The sequence below is a fragment of the Pseudomonas synxantha BG33R genome, assembly GCF_000263715.2.
Taxonomy (GTDB): domain Bacteria; phylum Pseudomonadota; class Gammaproteobacteria; order Pseudomonadales; family Pseudomonadaceae; genus Aquipseudomonas; species Aquipseudomonas synxantha_A.
Window position 1 is genome coordinate 3,195,386 of record NZ_CM001514.1, and the last position, 16,856, is coordinate 3,212,241.

The 16,856-nt window shown below is 58.3% G+C and carries 15 protein-coding genes; 1 reads left to right on the top strand and 14 read right to left on the bottom strand.

Going from position 1 to position 16,856, the window contains the following annotated elements; translation table 11 throughout:
- Positions 1 to 47: 47 nt before the first annotated feature.
- Complete coding sequence (locus tag PSEBG33_RS13270) at positions 48 to 995, bottom strand: MBL fold metallo-hydrolase (RefSeq protein WP_005788373.1); 948 nt, start codon at positions 993 to 995, stop codon at positions 48 to 50.
- 232 nt (positions 996 to 1,227) lie between these two features.
- Between PSEBG33_RS13270 and PSEBG33_RS13265 the strand changes: the two genes are divergently transcribed.
- Positions 1,228 to 2,865 carry a GMC family oxidoreductase gene (locus PSEBG33_RS13265; protein WP_005788375.1) on the top strand — a complete coding sequence of 546 codons (1,638 nt, stop codon included), beginning with the start codon at positions 1,228 to 1,230 and terminating at the stop codon, positions 2,863 to 2,865.
- Between the two features lie 14 nt (positions 2,866 to 2,879).
- On the opposite strand, the gene PSEBG33_RS13260 is transcribed toward PSEBG33_RS13265, so the two are convergent.
- From PSEBG33_RS13260 to PSEBG33_RS13210, 13 genes are all read right to left on the bottom strand, one after another.
- Entirely contained in the window at positions 2,880 to 4,178 is a 1,299-nt protein-coding gene (locus PSEBG33_RS13260) for an FAD-dependent oxidoreductase (RefSeq protein WP_005788376.1), read from the bottom strand.
- Complete coding sequence (locus tag PSEBG33_RS28215) at positions 4,175 to 4,750, bottom strand: c-type cytochrome (RefSeq protein WP_005788378.1); 576 nt, start codon at positions 4,748 to 4,750, stop codon at positions 4,175 to 4,177. The genes PSEBG33_RS13260 and PSEBG33_RS28215 overlap by 4 nt, the downstream gene beginning before the upstream one ends.
- A gap of 36 nt (positions 4,751 to 4,786) precedes the next feature.
- Positions 4,787 to 5,278 carry a hypothetical protein gene (locus tag PSEBG33_RS13255; RefSeq protein WP_005788380.1) on the bottom strand — a complete coding sequence of 164 codons (492 nt, stop codon included), beginning with the start codon at positions 5,276 to 5,278 and terminating at the stop codon, positions 4,787 to 4,789.
- A 53-nt stretch (positions 5,279 to 5,331) separates the two neighbouring features.
- Complete coding sequence (locus PSEBG33_RS13250; protein ID WP_005788382.1) at positions 5,332 to 5,940, bottom strand: class I SAM-dependent methyltransferase; 609 nt, start codon at positions 5,938 to 5,940, stop codon at positions 5,332 to 5,334.
- A gap of 61 nt (positions 5,941 to 6,001) precedes the next feature.
- Entirely contained in the window at positions 6,002 to 6,562 is a 561-nt protein-coding gene (locus PSEBG33_RS13245; protein WP_005788384.1) for a hypothetical protein, read from the bottom strand.
- Positions 6,559 to 7,353 carry a hypothetical protein gene (locus PSEBG33_RS13240; RefSeq protein WP_005788386.1) on the bottom strand — a complete coding sequence of 265 codons (795 nt, stop codon included), beginning with the start codon at positions 7,351 to 7,353 and terminating at the stop codon, positions 6,559 to 6,561. The genes PSEBG33_RS13245 and PSEBG33_RS13240 overlap by 4 nt, the downstream gene beginning before the upstream one ends.
- Before the next feature lie 23 nt (positions 7,354 to 7,376).
- Entirely contained in the window at positions 7,377 to 10,193 is a 2,817-nt protein-coding gene (locus tag PSEBG33_RS13235) for a hypothetical protein (RefSeq protein ID WP_005788388.1), read from the bottom strand.
- On the bottom strand, positions 10,190 to 10,975 hold the full coding sequence (locus tag PSEBG33_RS13230) for a hypothetical protein (protein ID WP_005788390.1): 786 nt from the start codon (positions 10,973 to 10,975) through the stop codon (positions 10,190 to 10,192). The genes PSEBG33_RS13235 and PSEBG33_RS13230 overlap by 4 nt, the downstream gene beginning before the upstream one ends.
- On the bottom strand, positions 10,972 to 12,363 hold the full coding sequence (locus PSEBG33_RS13225; RefSeq protein WP_005788392.1) for an MBL fold metallo-hydrolase: 1,392 nt from the start codon (positions 12,361 to 12,363) through the stop codon (positions 10,972 to 10,974). The genes PSEBG33_RS13230 and PSEBG33_RS13225 overlap by 4 nt, the downstream gene beginning before the upstream one ends.
- Positions 12,360 to 13,832 carry an MBL fold metallo-hydrolase gene (locus tag PSEBG33_RS13220; protein ID WP_005788394.1) on the bottom strand — a complete coding sequence of 491 codons (1,473 nt, stop codon included), beginning with the start codon at positions 13,830 to 13,832 and terminating at the stop codon, positions 12,360 to 12,362. Before PSEBG33_RS13220 ends, PSEBG33_RS13225 begins: the two co-directional genes overlap by 4 nt.
- An 86-nt stretch (positions 13,833 to 13,918) precedes the next feature.
- Positions 13,919 to 14,083 carry a hypothetical protein gene (locus PSEBG33_RS29355; protein ID WP_005788395.1) on the bottom strand — a complete coding sequence of 55 codons (165 nt, stop codon included), beginning with the start codon at positions 14,081 to 14,083 and terminating at the stop codon, positions 13,919 to 13,921.
- A 236-nt stretch (positions 14,084 to 14,319) separates the two neighbouring features.
- Complete coding sequence (locus PSEBG33_RS13215) at positions 14,320 to 14,931, bottom strand: dTMP kinase (RefSeq protein ID WP_005788397.1); 612 nt, start codon at positions 14,929 to 14,931, stop codon at positions 14,320 to 14,322.
- A 149-nt stretch (positions 14,932 to 15,080) separates the two neighbouring features.
- The gene (locus tag PSEBG33_RS13210; protein ID WP_005788399.1) at positions 15,081 to 16,802 is read right to left on the bottom strand and encodes a hydrogenase maturation protein; all 1,722 of its coding nucleotides are present in this window, start codon (positions 16,800 to 16,802) and stop codon (positions 15,081 to 15,083) included.
- Positions 16,803 to 16,856 lie beyond the last annotated feature (54 nt).

Below are 16,856 nucleotides of genomic sequence, written 5' to 3' on the forward strand. Positions count from 1 at the left end.
ATGAATGCTCCTTGTCTTCAGTGCCGTTGCGCTTAATCACTCAGCACTCATTTCTGAACGGGCTGCCAGAGGTAGTCTTCGCCCTTCTTTGCCACCTTGCCAATACCAGGGAAATCAATGTGGGCGTCGGCAACCCAGTATCGTTCAGTGGATGTGGCGGCATCTTCCAGCGCCGCCTTACGGGTACTGATTGCCTGACTTGGGGTACTGTCGTAGATGACGGTGACTTGCGGTTCAGGGAATTGAACCGGTTGCACATGGATTACATCGCCCCAGAACAGCAATTGGTCCCCTCCTTCACTGACCTTGAACCCAGTATGCCCCGGGGTATGCCCGCGTAAATCGATGGCTTCAATGCCCGCAAAAAGCTTGTCCCCCCATTTGAAGGTCCTGACACGACCGGCGTCCTGGTAAGGTTTGAGATAACGTTTGACTGCAGAGAATGCTTCAGGCTTGTCCTCTTTGCCCAACGCAATGGAGGCGTCCGACATCCAGTAGTTCAACTCATTGTCATTGACCTCAACTACCGCATTCTTGAACGTGCGTTGCTGCCCGTTCAACAACCCTCCGATATGATCGGCATGCAAGTGCGTCATCAGTACCACATCGATCTGATCGGCGCTGTAGCCCGCGGCCTTCATGCTTTCCAGCAGGCGGCCGGCAGTGCTTCCGGTCAGTTCGCCACCGCCGGTGTCTACCAGGATTTTCTTGTCCCCTGTATCGACCAGATAAACATTGACGGACATGCGCGCATCTTTATCCAGCCCTGCCTGTTCAAGCAGCGTACTTATGCGGGCACCATCGCCCCCTTCAAGGATCTTGACCATATCGGCAGGGAGGTAGCCGTCATAGAGGGCAACCACCTTGAACTTGCCGACATTCATCGAGTAACTGGCCTGGGCGTCGGGCAGCGCAGATGCGAACACACTATTGGAGATAGACAGTGCGAATGCGAACGGCAGTACTGCTGAGTAAATGGATTTGAATAGCTTCATTGTGTGCTTCCTGAAGTAGGTTGTGTTGCACACACTGTCCTCGATTGAACCCACTGAAATAAACATTTTTGTGTGAAATCCGGGCGTACAAAAATGTACGTCGGTTGCGCAGCTGTTCGTTCGCCAAATACGAAATGTCGATTCGCTTTTTGCAGGCTTATTAAGCAGGCGAGCTCGGCTTTATCGTTCCCTCTGCACGCATCTGACCTCACCTTCAACAGGAAGAAAATGCATGAGAGAAACTATCGGTAACCCCTCAAGAAGGACTCTATTGGCAAGCGGTGTTGCAGTCGCCGCGACCCTGGCAGCAGGCAGTGGGCTGACCAGTGTTTACGCTGCCGGCGAGTCTCATACCAAAGACTCGGACGCAAGCTCGCGCGTGGATGTAATCATTGTGGGGGGCGGATCTGCTGGTGCGGTATTGGCCCGGCGCTTGAGTGAGAACAGCAACCGTCGGGTACTGCTGCTTGAGGCGGGTCACAGTTACGGTCCGCAAGGTTATCCGGAAATTGTCGCCAACAGCGACATTGTCGGAGCCAATGCCAACCCTGAGTTCGAATGGGGTTACAAGACTCAGCCAGGTTACGTCGGTCACCCTATTGGGGCGCTGCGTGGCAAGGTACTGGGAGGCAGTTCGGCTATCAATGGGGCGGTGGCGATCCGTGCACGCGACACCGACTTCAAGCGCTGGAACTTGCCCGGATGGAGTTATGAAGAGATGCTGCCTTCATTCAAGAAACTTGAAACCCGCAGCGGCGGCGACGCTACTTTGCACGGCCACGAAGGACCGCTTCCAGTACACCAACTCAAGCGCGCAGACGTAACGCCAATGCAGCAGGCGTTCATGGATGCGACGTTGGCCAACGGATTCAAAATCATCAACGATTTCGATGGGGCCGACGCTGACGGTGTGGGGCCCTACCCGATGAACATCGTCAATGGCGTGCGCATCAATACCGGCATGGCATATTTGAACGATGAGGTCCGCGCGCGCAAAAACCTTGTAATCCGCCCAGATAGTTTGGTGGACAAGGTGCTTTTCGAAGGCAATCGTGCAATTGGCGTACGGTTGGCCGATGGCGAGACGTTGCACGCCGGCGAAGTGATCCTGTCGGCCGGAACCTATGGTAGTGCGGCCATCCTGCTGCGCTCCGGTGTCGGGCCTAAAGCTGACTTGCAGGCGTTGAACATCGAGCAAGTGGTGGAGTTACCCGTTGGCCAGCACTTGATGGATCACCCCTTCTATTACAATGCCTACGCAGCCCGGCCCGAACTGATCGGCCGACAGTCACCTGCCATTGGTGCCAAGTTGTGGACCCATAGCAGCAGCGCCAGTCATGGCGATCTTGATCTGCACATCACGGCAATCCATCTGTTCCCGCACGACCAGAGCCCGACCAAGGTGGGGTTTGTACTCGCTGTTGCCCTGACCCGCCCCATGTCCCAAGGCACACTGACCCTGGCCAGCCGTGATCCATTTGTTGCGCCGCGCATCGACTTGAATTTCCTCGCAAGGCAAGAAGACCGTCAGCGTCTGCTGGAGGGTATTCGGTTGGCTCGCAAGATCGGTAGCACCAGACCGTTGCGGGAGTTGATTCACTCGGAGCTCAATCCAGGCAAAGGCAACGACTCGGACGAAGCCCTGCTCGCCAGCGTGCGGTCCAGCCTCGATACCTATCACCATCCCACTTCATCTGCGCCCATGGGGCGTCCAGGCGACGCGCGCGCCGTGGTGGATTTGAATGCACGGCCATTTGGCCTGCAAGCTTTGCGGATAGTCGATGCGTCCATCTTTCCGGATGTGCCCTCGGTAGCCACCAATATCACCGTAATTGCCCTTGCCGAGAAAATCGCCCGCCAGTACGCATGACTCGCGAGACCACACTAGCCAAACGCCTCTTTGACCAAGCTGTCGAACATGCTGTAGGCCGACAGCGCTTCACGACGATAATCCTCGTCGTTGGCGTCCAGGGGGGTGACCCGTAGGGTTTGGATCTCGATGAGATTGCGGGTTGCGTCATGCTGGTAGTGAAGCAGCACCGAGATACCGTAGTTGTCAGCACACAGGCTGTAGCAGACATTCATGTATTGCGGCTTGAGCAACGCCAGGCCGTGCATCTGGCTATGGATGGCCAATGCACAGACTCTGGCCTGACAGGTCGCGGCGAAGGCTGACTTGGGTAGTTTCTCGGCGTAGGCAGCGTCGCCGATCACATGCACATCCGGTACCAACAAGGATTCCAGGGTCTGGGTGTTGACTGGACACCAGCCATGTTCGGCAGCAAGGCCGTTGCACCGTGAAAAATCATCAGCCTGCTGGGGCGCGATAATGTTGATCACTTGGCCACTGACCGGCCCTCCCTCCGTCAGCAACTGTCCTTTGGCTTCGTCGAAACCTTGCACGGTGCCTCCCTGCAAGGCGCCGATCCACTGGATGTTGGCCTGCTCGCTACCATAGCCATAGAAGCGTTTCCAAGCCTGCTCGAATTGCGCTTGCTTGGCGAACCGCGGCTTGGCATCCAGAATGATCACGCGTGAATCGGGCTTGTGGGTCTTGAGATAATCGGCAATCAGGCTAGCCCGTTCATATGGACCGGGCGGGCAGCGGTAATCGTCCACAGGTACCGAGATCAACACATTGCCGCCGTTGGGCATAGCCTCCAGTTGCTGCCGGAGAAGACGCAGTTGTTCGCCGCCGCCCCAGGCATGAGGTACACGACGGGCCACCGCCTCGCTGTAACCGGCGATGCTTTCGTACTTGTAGCCAATGCCCGTCGCAACTACGCAGCGGTCATAACCAAGTACCGAACCATCGACAAGAATGACCTGCTTTCGCTTGGCATCAATCGAGCGCGCCCTCTGATGCACCACCTCGATGCCCTCGGCGCGTAACTGCGCGTACCCGAAGATCAGGGTTTCTTCGTCCCGCTTGCCTACCAGGTACTCAACCCCCAGTGGACAGCAATGATACTGCGGGCTGGGCTCGACCAAAGTGATACCGACGCTGCTATCCAGGCGCCTGAGCGTACGAGCGAAAGTTGCGCCGGCAAAGCCGCCGACGATCACCACTACAGCATAAGATGAGGCCGTCACGTGACCCATCGGCGTGGCCAGCGTCTGGATTGAGGAAGCGCCGATACCAGTGGCCAGCCACTTGAGCAGCAGTCTTCGTTGTCGGTTCATCGGCATAGAGCCTCCCGCACGCAACCTTGCAGGTAACCCAGCAACTCTTGTAATTCCTCGCCTTTGAGGGCAGACATCGCGCTGGCCATTTCCTCCGGAACCGTTCGTTCGCCCGTGGCCATATCCTTCAGCACTCCTTCCATATATCGCGCATTTTGTCCTTTTACATACGGCGTATCCGCCTGCTTGTCATGGCAACTGGAACAGTGTTGAGCGTACAACTGCTCCCCTTGGCCGGGTGCCTGGGACGGCGGCGCCCCCAGCAAGACTTTCGGCAGACCGCTGTAATACTTGGCGAACTGCCTGAGTGTCCGGTCGTCGTACCCTTCCATCGCCCGGTTCATGATGGTGCCTTTGAGAGTGCCATCGCGATAAGCGGCGAGGGTCTTGTACAAGTAGGCCTCGGGCTGGCCGGCCAGCGAAGGAATCGCCCCGGGCGTGCGTTGCCCCTCAAAGCCGTGGCAATTGATACAACCGTTGCTCAACATGAAGGGCTCGCCACGACTGCTGGCTTGCAGACCGGGCACCGCAAAAACCAGGACGATAAACAACGACCCGATGACCACGCGCATAGGCAGGACTCTCTCTGTGCTTTATATCGGCCGTTTTTACTCAGTGAGCACATTGCTCATGTACACCTTGGTATGACGCAGGTACTCCTTGGGAATGTGGTAACCGCCGTAGGCTTTCACATGGCCGTCGATATAGCCGCTCATGGCCTCGCGTGAAGCAAATATTTGCTTGGCCCGCTCGAAGGCCACCGCATCGCGGTAGATCATCAGGTGGATCAGCGGCTCGCCCAGTTCGGTGGGGATGAGGTTGATCACCTTGACCCCTTCCTTCGATTTGCCGGCATAAGTTTGCATGTACGCAGCCTGCGAGGTGACGAAGGTATTCAGGAACGCCTCCTCCTGTCCCTTGGGTGGCTCAAATATGATGGTCATGGCCTTGCTGGTGGAAGCTGCAGCCGCAGTTGTCGGGGGCTGAGTCTGAGCCCATGTTTGGCTGCCAAAAAACCACAGAAAGCTGACCAGGCCAAGACGTGCTGTAAGTTTGTTCATCACGATCACCGTTATTGTTACTGATGGCTTATTTTTCATGTTGGGCCAGGCTCCTCCGGCGAGCCGGCCCGATGGCGGACACGAGGCTTTTCCTATTTGTGCAACACAACTGAAATCATTCGCCCGTCCAACTCCGCCGTGGGGTCGGCTGTATCCCTGGGGGCAACCTGCACCGAGCTGATTTCCACGCGGCGATAGTGTTCGAACATCACGCGCTGGTACTCCAGCGGCAGCAAGGGCCGGATGCAGAACAGGGCCAAGCGTCCGCCATCGTCGAGCAGCGATTGTGCGGCGAACTTGAGGAACTGGAGGTTCTCGTCGTCAACCGCAGCCATGTCATCGGCGAACGGATCGAAGAAGATCGCCGAATAGCGCTGGGTGGGTAGCTGCTGCCAATAACCTGGGTGCAACTGTATGTTCGTGCGCATGCCCTTCCAGCGCTCAGCCTGGAGCAGCACTTGGGGGTGGGGTTCGACAATCGTGTGGGACACCGGGCCGAACTCCTGCAGAATACTGGCCGAGATGCCCATGCCGAAGCCGATTTCCAGTAGACGGTCATCAGGCGTGAGTTTGAGGTCCTCGACCATCCTGCGGATCAGTGGCCTCTCCCATTCATGCATGACGTACTCATCGCCGATGCGCAGCGAATCACCGGTGTAAACCGCTTCTGTCGCCAAATATTCCTTGCGTTGCGGGTCCATGAACACTCCTTTTCACTTCACTCAAGGGAGGATCGGCAATCACGCCAACAGGGCGGTAGCGTCACCTCACCAGTTTCAATTCCGGCCTGCCGACGAAGGCTTGCGCCGGCGTTACATTTGATTTCAGCAACAGGGTCTGGAACCCGCCTTTGAATGGAACCCTGGCAAGGACCGCGATGCTCAGTTCTTCGAGGTACAGAGAAAAGCCTTGGAGCGTCTGCAGGGATAGCCCGGCAAGTACGGCGTATGCAATTTCCAGCAGCAACTGGTCGAGATAGATCACCAGAGTGCTTTCGCTGTGTCGGCAAAAAATCGCTTCCAGTTCGATGGCAAATGCATGATAGAGCGTGCTCAGGCTCAGGCTGCCGTTGCGACCGGCATAGGGATCGAACAACCAGTCCATCTTGCGGGCCCCATGCACCTGCTGCGGATCGTAGAAATCCTGCTCGAAGACCTGGGTCTGGATCTCCAGACTGTCAGCCAGTGCCAGGACCGGGGCATAGCAGGCTGAGCGGCCGGACATCACTAGCAGGTTGTCATGTGCCCGATGCAACGTTTGCAGGTGGTCTTGCAATAACGCCTCGTCGACCTGCCGCGCACAGCGCATCAGAATCACGTTCATCTCATGGAACTCCTGAAACCAGCCTCGCAAGCCGCCAATGCCTCGATATGCCGTGTACGGGTAGCTCCGACAATACAAGCATCGACCTGGCGATGATGAAAGGCGTAGTCCAGCGCAGGCTCCAAAGGAATATCGCCGCCCGCCAGACAATGCACTGCGTAAAGCCGGGACCGGGCCTTGATCTGATGTAGATAGCCCGCGTAGCTCGCGCATTGCATATTCAAGAGGTTGACTGGCACCGCAGCGCCGGCGAACGGCCGTTCTTTCAACACCTGCAGGAAGCCGGCGCTGGGATGGAACCCCAGGAGAATCCGCGAGGCCGCCGGAATGGCCGCCTCCATCTGTCGCAGGATCGCCTCAAGCAGCGCGTATTGCTGTTGCGCCAGTAGTATGTCCAGCCAGTCGCCACCCAAGGTCACCAAACCAGGCTGGCAGCACCGGATGATTTCGAGGTCTTCGGCTATTTGTTGCGCATCGGCGGTGAAGGTATAGCCAAGTGCAGTGTAGTAGTACGCCGGGGCTGCCTGGACCTGACGGACACTGACGCCCTGCCCTGTTGCCTGCTCGGTCACCCGCAGAAGAAACCGCGAATGATAGATATGCCGCGTTCGTGGGCCGCCGGCCAAGGCATTACTGACGGCCTTGGCTGTGGGCCAGTCGCCGCTGGCCATGCCCAGGTTGGAACTGGCCAATACCCGGCGCGCGATCTCCTCGACCTGCTGCGCCGAGTAGGGGCTGCCGTAACGTTTGAGAAACCCCCGGTCACCCAGGTACAGAATCGGCTCATCCATGAGTACTTCCTTGCGGCGGGCAATCAGCGAACCAGCTCGCTGAGCTCGATGTCATGTTCCAGTCTGCAGCGATGCTCCACCAGCACCAGGGTGTTGCCGCTACGCTCGACGTAACGGTGCAACGCTTCTACACGCTCCGCCAATTGCTCGGCGCACAAAGCGCTGAACGGCTCATCCAGCAGCAACAGGTGATGGCGGTCATTTGGCAGCGCGCTCAGCCAGGTATCCAGCCAGTTGCTTGCCCCAGGCTCACCACCGAGCAGCGCCAGGACATTGCTGTCCAGGTAATAGCGGGTTGATGCCGTAGCCTGCGGCGCGCCCGCCTCGTCGGTGATCACATTGGTGATACCGGCCACGCCCTTGAGGTAATCGCTTTTGCCAGCGCCGGAATGGCCAGAGAGCGAATATAACCGTCCCCGTTCCAGGCTTAGGGCACGATAGGTACGTTGAGCGACAAAGGACGCGATGTTCAGGCTCTGACCGACAATCGTCACGGACACCACACTTTTGGGCTGGCCAAAATGCTGCAGGCGCGTCACGGACACCGACTGCGATTTAAACCCCGTGATTGCCAGAAATACGTTGGCCAGGTCAGAGCGCACCAACAACAAGGCCGTGACTGCCAGCACAAAAGCTGAATCGCTGGTGCGATAGAGGCTGCCCATCAGAACCACCAGGACAATCACCAGGTCGCTGAGCAAACTGCAACTGGCGGCGGTGATCGTGCGGGTGATCACACTGTGCATGCGGGTGGTATAGAAATGCTTCAGCCCCTCGGCTATCGCGCCCTGTTGGGTGAGTGCCAGCCAGTCCCCCAGGCGTTCGAAACCGGTGCCGCCGGTTCGGGAAATAGAAAACGCCACATGGGCCGAGCGCAGCAGGGAGTCGAATCCCTTGGTGCTCTCCACCCGTGTTCTATAAAGCTCGTCGATCGAAAGGCGGTACAAAACCGCCAGCAACCCGCTGAACAACAGCGCCACGGCGATGCCGAACAGGCCAAACCCCATCCACAAGGCCATGCCATTGCACAGTAAAAGCGCGATGATCCAGGCGATGTCGTGGGCATACCAGGCAATGCGTTCGAATGTCGTGGTGACATCGCGAGAAACCACCTGCAGCGCATCGGCCAGGCTGGTGATCCGGATGTCTCGCAGCCCCCCGATGAACAAGCGGCAAAAGCGGCTGCGCAGCAGGTCCTCGATAAACAGCCCGGCAGCGACCCCTGCCCCAACCCCGGTTACGGCATACAACAGAACCTGCCAGGGTGAGAAACCCGACTCTGGCAGCGTCAGGTTGGCTGCGTAGCTCATCATCAGCGCCGGCACCAACAACATCAGCACGCCCCAGCGACAGTACTTGAAGAGATCGCCGAGGCTGAAATGCTCCGGCACGGTGGGGCCTTCCAACACCGTCGGAGCCGTCCTCTCAGCGACCTCCATCGCCGAGCCCCCGCGCTGCGCGATCGCTCTTGCAGCCGATGGGCTGAAGCTCACCCAGGGCAGGCGCTCCAAGGCGTCTCTGACTGCCAAGGCAGCCGCGGCGTCCAATACCGAGAAATCGTGGTCGATACTTAGGGTCCCGTTCCGGGTACGAGCCAGAAACACTCCGCGCAGCAGTTGCAAACGCAGGCGCTGCCCGGCAGAAAGATTGCTCCCGTCGAGCTCGATGGGCAGTTGCATAACTTGCTGTGGGCTCTGTCCCAACTCGGGTATCAACAGGAAAGCGCCCAGCAACGCTTGTATGTCCTCGCGCTGGCTCTCCAGCGGGCCTGGAACCAGTTCGACCAGTGTCGCGGGCCATATCGGCCAGTCGACATCGAACTCGATCACGCTGCGGGTCTGATCGGCGGCGGCGTTCTGCAATACCGGCTGCCTTGAGGTGCTTTGATACAGGCCATCAAGCGCTTCCAAGGAGCGGCCGACGGCCTTGTAACTCACATAAGCGCGGGGCAACGCAAGTACCGCAGCCAGCAACGGGATACTCAGCCAGAAAATCGCCCCGTCCCAGACCGTGGCCGATTCTGAGGTGCCCAGCAGCCCAAGCAACACAAAAGGAATCAAGCGACCGAAACCAATGATGTAGCTGTCAGCGCCGCGCAGCAGCGTATCCAGGTTGCGCAGGCCGCGTTCGCCCGTCAGTGTCCGCTCGATGTTCTGCAAGGCCGTGCGGTCAGCGAACTGTTTGAGCCACGGGCCTTTGCGCAACCATGCCGAACACTGTTCGATGCGCTGCGCGGTCATATCCATGATCCGCTGGTAGTTGCGATCCGAGAGCCTGGACAGCAGATACGAGAACGGCAGAAACACACCGATCACCGCAACGGCCCATAACCCTGCCGTACCGAAAACCAGAAATGCCATCAGGATGGAAAGCAGAAGAAAAACCGGGATAGCCAGCAGATTAACGCTAGTGCCGATGCCCTCTAGAATGACGCTGAAATCCCTGGAAACCACCCGCTCCAGCAAAGCGACCTCTACGCGGGGGGGCATCTTGCGCGCCAGAAGGTGCTCGAATTCGCGGCATAACCTCAGCGAGATGTAGCGTTCCAGATTGAGCTCGCTCACCACCAGCAAGAACCCGCTGATGGCCAGGAACGCCAGGAGCGCGATGTCCCCCGGCGTGGTATCGACGCTGTTTTGGGCAGCCACCAGCGTACTCAGCGTGTAGATGAACAACAGCGGCACGCTGTACTGCAACAGCGACACCAGTACATAAGCACCGACCGCCCAAGGCGCAAGGTTGAAGGCCAAGCCGAAAAAACCATCGGCGAACGCTCGTCCTTCCGAGCGAGCGGCTGTCCGATAGCGCAATTCTGGGGTAAAAGAGTACATCCACTTCACGACAGCGCCTCCTCGCAGTACACCCGACCCGGCTCCAGGGACTGTACGCGCTGCAGGTAGTCTCGGATTTTCTGTAGATCGTAATAGTGCGCGGGAATCTTCCGGCATTCGCAGTAGCGGGCCACCCATTCCTCCAGACTCCACGGACATGATGGTCCTGCCCCCAGAAAGCGGCTCAAGGACAAAATGTCGAACCACACGCTGCGCTGCAGTGAATAGGTCTCCAGGTCGAGGATGTGCACGCCATTCACCGTAACAAGCAGATGCTCCGCCTTGCAGTCACCGACGCTGATGCCCTGCAGGTCAAACGAGGGAAAACGACAGCTGGAAGACAGACAAGGATCGAGGAATTCAGGGGTACTGCGGTGGCCCATGACACGCTGGAAATTAGCCAGGGCCGTAGAATGCATCGCTGCATAGGCCGCAATCACTTCAGGCAGATCGGCCAAAACCGGCAAACGACCCTGGAGAGCTTCCAGCACCAGTACCTGATGCCGCGAATCCTGATAGCGCATTCCTGCGATCGGACCCGAACGGAACAGCAAATACCCGCTGGCCTCAGCGGCATAGGCCGCCTCGTCAAAGTAACGCTTGATCACCACCTGCTCGCCCGAGACCATGCACAGGCCGGAGCAGACCAGGGACTTGACCGACTGGCCGAGTACAAGCAGAACCTGATAACGCTCGGCCAACAGGTCGCCAAGCGCCTGGCGGTGCTGCTCTACCTGAGCTGCTTCGAGGAGTTCCAGATGCACATGTTCAAAGGTTCTTTGCCCGCTCATGGCGCGGTCGCCAGGGACAGTTCATAACTGCGCAGAGCGCGTTCATAGTCCACTTGCTCGTTGTAATACTCGAGCCAGAACGCCAGCGGACTGTCATAGCGATCGCAGACATACCACTGCGATGCCGACAGGTTGAGCAGCTCCCATATTTGCAACTCGCCCAGAACCAGTTGACAGAAATCGTCATGGTCGACACGGATGCCGTAGGGATAAAGCTTTATTGCCCCCGCGCCTTCGTCCGGCACCTGGACGAACTCGACCCTGGACACGTCCAGCAGCCACTGTTGGTCGGCGCCGTCGCGCCGGGTCAACTGCAGCACCGCACGGCACGGACCGACGGGACGCCCCAGGTAATTGCTCTGCGTCATCAGCACCTGGCCATAGCGGGTGATAAGCCATGTCCTGGCCATTTCGTCGAGATGGGCCTTGATCTGCTGCTTGTCGAGCGACGTCGTCCGGCATCGCCCTTTCGCCGGACTGACCCCGGCGTATTCATCGGACAAGCGGATCCAGTCCGCCGGCTCGCCAGGCCGTGCCATCGCCACGTCGAAGCTTTCGCCGGGTGTGAGCGAGTACACCGTCCGTAACAACGATAGTTCGCTGCAGATCTGCGCCAGTTCGAGGTTCGACCAGGGGTGATGCATCTTGCCTGAGGGATCGCGATAACCGTTGCCCGCGATGATCAAGGTCGGTACCTGGTCAAGTCGGCGCATTGGCTTGTGAACGATTTCGTCCAGCAGACGCAAGCCCGACACCCTGGTGTAGCGCTGGTCGGGCAGCGGCAACAGGTTGTCCAGGCCGATGGGGCCTTGCGCCCCGCTACCCTGGAAATTATTGGTCATCACCATGACCTGTGGCCAGGCAATAGCTCCATTATTGACATCAGCAAAGTAGGCGTCGGCGATGCGCGTATCAGACTGGATGAAAATCGCCTCGCGGCTCTGGTGCTCGACATGCAGCGACGCTACCCGGCTGTCCCAGAACAGTACCTCGGTGCCGGGCATGTAAAAGCGCAAGCTCAGCGAGCCGATGACAAACGAGGTCTGGGTATTGACACGCTGCACCTCGTAACCGCAGGCGCAGGCTATCGCTTCGGCCGCGCCGGGAAACAGTTCCGGGACATAGACCACCTTGCGCTTAAGCAAATGCCCGTAGTCCGACGACAGTCGGCGCAAGGAGGCTGGGTGAAAGTGCTGCAGGTGTTCGGTAGTCAAGACAATGCCATCCACCGCAGGCATGCGCTGCAGATCGACATTGCGCGCCGGGACTATCGCAAACTGTCGGTCGGCATCGGAACCGAAGCCAGGACCCAGCACCGGGTCGACCAACACGTGACTATCGCCAGCCTGCAACGACCAGCTTTCGTGACCGATCATTGTCAGCTTCATGGGCCCACCTCAAGATTACGCATGCTGCGCCCGATGATTTTCGCCAATAGCTCAGGGCTGCCGTTCTCGCCGTAATAGCTGTAGAAGAACGGGATCAAGCCGTCGAAGATGCCGCTCTCGAACCAGGACTGGACCGAAACGCCCACGATGTCCCAGATCTGCAGGTCACCCTCTACCATGCCGATGAAGTCCACCAGGGGCAGGCATATGCCAAAGGGATACTGCTCGACCAGCGATTCGAGTTGGTTGTGCGTCTCAGCCTCGAACTGGCCGCTGATCAGATTCAGCGCATAGCTGTCCTGAAGCCCGAGAGCATGCGAGGCAAAACTGAAAACGATTCGTTTCGGCCCCAGCTTGCGCCCCTTGTAGTGAGACATCGCCAACGCCTTGCGCCCGGTAATGAACAGCATCAGGCTTTTCGCCAGGCGTTGCAGCTCGGCCAGCGCGCGTTGCAGCAGCTCTTCATAAGCCTCGACGTCCTGCACGTCGGGTCTTACCGAGGCGACCACCTCGACGGTCTTGCGTGCCTCGATGAACTGATCCAGTTCATCGATCAGCAAGTTGTGCTGCACCTTGTCTACCTGGACCCAGTCGATGATCGCCTGCTGGCCGAGATCTGGATCAAGGGCAAAGGCTTCGCCTGGCAGCAGGCCGACAATATTGGTGTCCAGGCTGAGCCGATTAGCCAATCTGCTCAATGTCGGCTGGTCGGAAAAGGGGAAAGCGGCGAACTCTCCCATACGCTTGATGAACCCGCCGCCGCAAAGAGCTATGTTTGCGGGTTGCACCGGAAAATCGTCCATGTAGCTGGTCAGCACAGCGCTCAGCACACCGATCCCCAGCGGACCGACCTTACGGTTGCCGTCACTCGCGTTCTTGCCCCAGTTTTCCAGGGACTGAAAAGCTCCCGGAGGTGACACCCTGGAGTTGTTCGAGACAATGACAAGTTTGGGCGGTGCCAGTCGACCTTCGACGATATCGGTCTTGAACACCTCGGACACCAGGGCGTCCACGGCAATGAAGATGCCATTGCTTGGCTGCTCGGCCTCCTCGATATGCACCTGGGTAACCCGACTTTCCCAGAAGGCAGTCTTGGGATCTGCCGGATAGAAGCGCAGGCTCAAGTCACCGATCAGCATCGGCTCGGTGTCGCAGACTTGCGTAAGGGTGAACCCAAGGTCGCGGATGCATTGCTTGACCGGTTCGACGATGGTCGCTCCCACGACAAACCGGGCGGAACGTGGCAACAGATTCAGCGAATGGATATCGAAATGATCGGAATGCTCATGACTGAGAAAAATCAGGTCTATATCGGATAGTGCCGTGGCATCAACAACCCTCGGCGGATAGATCTCGATCCGGTGCGCGTCGACCAGGCCGAAGTCTTCACATAACAGCGGGTCAATCAGGATCCTGGTACTTCCGTGTTCCACAAGCCATGTTTGATGGCCGATAAAGATCGCTCTCATGCCCACCTCCCTGGTTGACAATTGAATGCTCAGCACCCAAAAGGAGAAAAAGCAAGAAAGTCCTTTCTTACTTTTTCTGGGTCAGCTCAACGGTGGTATGCGCAGCTCGCCGCCTTGGTTTGCGAAGCTCCGGTTTTGGACTTCTTGATGGCGTCGCTCAAGACCTGCAATTCCTCCTTGCTGAACAGCACTTTCTCGCCGTCTTGATGAGCGGGTGCGGCTACTGCATCTTGCTGGATCTTCTGGTTCATGACTTGCTCCTTGTCTGGCTGTTTATCCAAGCACGTCGAAAGCGTAACGGCGTCCTCGCATGAATGAACATAGCGGAGGAAGCCGATTTTTCAATAAACAAAAGTGGATTGAGTAGCGACACAGGTACGGTTTTGTGCTATTTGCAAAACTTTGTCACAAATCATCTGCCTGCGATGACCTGATTAAAGGTGAGCCTTCACGCATATCGGTCATAGCGCTGACCAAGGTAAAACTTTTAAAAACAATAAGTATAGATCGCAGAAACCACCCGCCTCATCGCCTCCTCAATCGTCCCTTCATTGCGACACATCACCCACCCCTGCCCCACAACCGCCCGCTCAAACGCCTCTGTACACACAACCTGCTCCTCCAGCTTATGCATCACCGTACTGCTCAACCCGCGCCGTCGTGTCGCTGCCCTCGCCCAGGATATTTGCGCTGAGGTGACAACCCCCACATGCAGATCCGGCACTTGCACCTGTCGATCAAGGTTCAGCGCAAGAATGTCTGTAAACGGTATCAACCGCCGAAACGCCGCATCGGACGGGTACCAGCGATCCATCAGGATGATGCTGTCAGGTGGCTGTGCAGCCAGTACGTGCCGGGTAATCCAACTGCGGCTGTCAGCAAAGCGTTCACACACCTCAAGTTCCAGATCCCGGCTGGGGTCTCTGGCGAATTTGTTAACCAGAGCCATCGTTTGCGCTCGATAGGGATCGCTTTTGCGTTCGCACAATCGGACCACCTTCTTGTTATCAGCCCTCAATGCTGCCGTGACGGCCTCCAACAGCGTGGTTTTGCCGGTGCCCTTGGGCCCATCCAACGAAATAAACAGCGCACGATTCATACGAGCGCTGCGTTATCGTTGAGGTTGTGCAGTTCCATGGGGCCTCTGGTCTGAGCGTTTGGGCGAATTGGCCTCCATTATGGGGAACCCTATTGCCCAATGCGAGGCTGTACCCTCCCCGCGTCGACCGTAGAGGATCGGTCAGCCATTCAGCATTCCGGGACTTCGGCCTCGTACGTCACCGCCCAGGGCGCGATCAAGCGCTGCGGGGTCCGGCAGGTTTTGCGTTTAAACACGAAGTTGCGGCACTTTTCGGCAAACTGTTGGCGGTTTTGCATCATATCCAACTGCATCTGTACCAGCTCATGTTCGCGGCAACGTTCAACCTGCTGACTATCCAGCGTGGCTTTACGGGTGCGTGCGTACAGGTACTTCTCATCGGTCAGCGCGCTTTGGGCCTGTTGAGAGAGCCACAGATCAAAGGCGTGTAGGCAGCGTGGGCCGATGTCCTGAACCATGCCGTACTGCAAGGCCTGGACGGCACTGACGGGCAGGCATTCTTCGGTGAGCTTGTGCGCCACCTCACTGCCGACGGCCCGTGGCAGGCTGTAGGTCCAGTATTCGGAGCCATAGAGCCCCATGGTTTTGTAATGCGGGTTGAGCACTACCCCCTCACGGACCAATACAATGTCAGCGGCCAGCGCGAGCATCACGCCGCCTGCGCCCGCACTGCCGGTCAGGCCGCTGATTACCAGTTGCCTGGCGGTTAGCAGCTCCCGGCACACATCGTCGATGGCTTGAATATTGGCCCAGGCTTCCAGCCCCGGCACTTTGGCGGCCTGGATGACATTGAGGTGTACGCCATTGGAAAAGCTCCCGCGCCCGCCCTTGATCAACAACACTTGGGTGGCTCGCGCCTTGGCCCAGCGCAATGCTGCCACCAGCCGTTGGCATTGTTCGGTGCTCATGGCGCCGTTGTAGAACTCGAATGTCAGTTCGCCGACGTGACCGGCCTCCCGGTAGCGAATCGGTTGATAGGCCAGTGCATTGAAGCTTTGTTGCGCGATCGAGCTGTTCAACACCGGAATGTCAGCCAGTTGTTCAGCCAAGACATGGCGAGCCGGCAGCTTGAAGGTCTCCTCCCCTGGCTGGGCCTTGCGTTTGAGCGAGCCGATCCACAGGCTGTGATCCCCAGCTGCCACCAACACGGCGTCGTCCTGTACCGCGAGGATATCTCCCGGGGTGCCCTGGCGTGAGTCCAAGTGCGCGTCGTACAGGTAATATTGCCCACCCAGCAGGCTTGCCAACACACCGGGCTGGCCGTCGGCGGCGTCGATGCTGCGCTTGATGAAGCTTGCGCAATCGAACCAACTGAAGGTGCGGTCAGCCTGGGTCATGTTCGGCTGCAACCGCCCGATAACGCTGGGTTGCGTGTAGTCGAGGGGATCCGGGACGAAGCCATTGGCGAATTTTTCCACCACGTCGCGGATGCAGACGATCGCCGCGTCACTCACCGGGCCGTTGTACAGCTCGGATTTGCGCACATCGGCGGGCATATCGAATTCACAGGTCGACCAGATCGGCCCGGCGTCCATTTCCTCCACGGCCTGCAGGGCCGTGACGCCCCAGCGCCTGACCTGCTGGGTGATGGCCCAGTCCAGTGCGCTGGCGCCACGGTCGCCGACGATGCCGGGATGGATGATCACCACCGGGCGCTGCGGGTGGCTCCATAGCTGCTGTGGTACACGGTCCTTCAGGAATGGGCAGATCACCAGGTCGGCGCCTGACGCCTCGATCTGGCGACACACCGTGGTTTCATCGGTGAATACCACAACGCTGGGGTCGTGACCCGCCTGGCGCAAATCCAGCCAGGCCCGCTGGGTCAAACCGTTGAATGCCGAGGATAACAACAGGATCTTCAATGATCGCATGGCTGACTCTTCCTTGAGATTGGGCGACCAGAGGTGCTCCTTGAGCCGTCCCTG

Coding starts and splice junctions, on each gene's coding strand:
- PSEBG33_RS13270 (WP_005788373.1), bottom strand. CDS start 995: ATGAAGCTATTCAAATCCATTTACTCAGCAGTACTGCCGTTCGCATTC.
- PSEBG33_RS13255 (WP_005788380.1), bottom strand. CDS start 5,278: ATGAAAAATAAGCCATCAGTAACAATAACGGTGATCGTGATGAACAAA.
- PSEBG33_RS29355 (WP_005788395.1), bottom strand. CDS start 14,083: ATGAACCAGAAGATCCAGCAAGATGCAGTAGCCGCACCCGCTCATCAA.
- PSEBG33_RS13240 (WP_005788386.1), bottom strand. CDS start 7,353: ATGGATGAGCCGATTCTGTACCTGGGTGACCGGGGGTTTCTCAAACGT.
- PSEBG33_RS13230 (WP_005788390.1), bottom strand. CDS start 10,975: ATGAGCGGGCAAAGAACCTTTGAACATGTGCATCTGGAACTCCTCGAA.
- PSEBG33_RS13265 (WP_005788375.1), top strand. CDS start 1,228: ATGAGAGAAACTATCGGTAACCCCTCAAGAAGGACTCTATTGGCAAGC.
- PSEBG33_RS28215 (WP_005788378.1), bottom strand. CDS start 4,750: ATGCGCGTGGTCATCGGGTCGTTGTTTATCGTCCTGGTTTTTGCGGTG.
- PSEBG33_RS13250 (WP_005788382.1), bottom strand. CDS start 5,940: ATGGACCCGCAACGCAAGGAATATTTGGCGACAGAAGCGGTTTACACC.
- PSEBG33_RS13215 (WP_005788397.1), bottom strand. CDS start 14,931: ATGAATCGTGCGCTGTTTATTTCGTTGGATGGGCCCAAGGGCACCGGC.
- PSEBG33_RS13245 (WP_005788384.1), bottom strand. CDS start 6,562: ATGAACGTGATTCTGATGCGCTGTGCGCGGCAGGTCGACGAGGCGTTA.
- PSEBG33_RS13210 (WP_005788399.1), bottom strand. CDS start 16,802: ATGCGATCATTGAAGATCCTGTTGTTATCCTCGGCATTCAACGGTTTG.
- PSEBG33_RS13260 (WP_005788376.1), bottom strand. CDS start 4,178: ATGAACCGACAACGAAGACTGCTGCTCAAGTGGCTGGCCACTGGTATC.
- PSEBG33_RS13220 (WP_005788394.1), bottom strand. CDS start 13,832: ATGAGAGCGATCTTTATCGGCCATCAAACATGGCTTGTGGAACACGGA.
- PSEBG33_RS13225 (WP_005788392.1), bottom strand. CDS start 12,363: ATGAAGCTGACAATGATCGGTCACGAAAGCTGGTCGTTGCAGGCTGGC.